This window comes from Aminobacter sp. P4_D5 (genome assembly GCF_056401815.1).
On the sequence record NZ_JBFUIP010000909.1, the window covers coordinates 1 to 634 of the forward strand.

The 634-nt window shown below is 70.8% G+C and carries 2 protein-coding genes; both read left to right on the forward strand.

Features of this window, described 5'->3' with window-relative positions; genetic code table 11:
* A partial coding sequence (lepB, locus tag AC1DWF_RS35735; protein ID WP_476843191.1) for a signal peptidase I occupies positions 1–293 on the forward strand: 293 nt, incomplete at its 5' end.
* The coding region (locus AC1DWF_RS35740; RefSeq protein ID WP_476843192.1) for a ribonuclease III family protein at positions 290–634 on the forward strand (345 nt) is incomplete at its 3' end. The genes lepB and AC1DWF_RS35740, both read left to right, overlap by 4 nt.

Consider the following 634-nt stretch of genomic DNA (forward strand, 5'->3'; position numbering starts at 1 on the left):
AGTTCCTGCCGAGCGGCCGCTCGCACCTCATCATCGAGCAGTCCAACGACGGCCCGCTCGACAACACGCAGGAATTCCGCGTGCCGGACGGCCATGTCTTCGCCATGGGCGACAACCGCGACAACAGCCTCGACAGCCGCGTGCCATCGGCGGTGGGCTTCGTGCCGGTCGAGAACCTCGTGGGCCGGGCCGAGTTCATCTTCTTCTCGGTCGACGGCAGCGCGCGCTGGTGGGAGGTGTGGGCCTGGCCCTTCGCCATCCGCTACTCGCGCCTCTTCTCCGCGGTGCGATGACGGACAAGCTTCAGGGACGCCTCGGCCACCGCTTCCGCAACACGGCGCTGCTCGAACAGGCGCTGACCCACCGCTCGGCCGCCGATCCGCGCCGCCGCATGCTGGATTCCAACGAGCGGCTGGAGTTCCTGGGTGACCGGGTGCTCGGGCTCTGCATCGCCGAATGGCTGGCCGAGCGCTTCCCGCAGGAGCGCGAGGGCGACCTCGGCCAGCGGCTGGCCACCCTCTGCTCCCAGGACATCATCGCGCCGATCGCCGAGAAGATGGGCCTGGCCGATGCGCTGCGGGTGCCGCCCTCCGAGGGCCGCACCGGGCTGCGTGCCCGGGCGACGGTGCTGGCG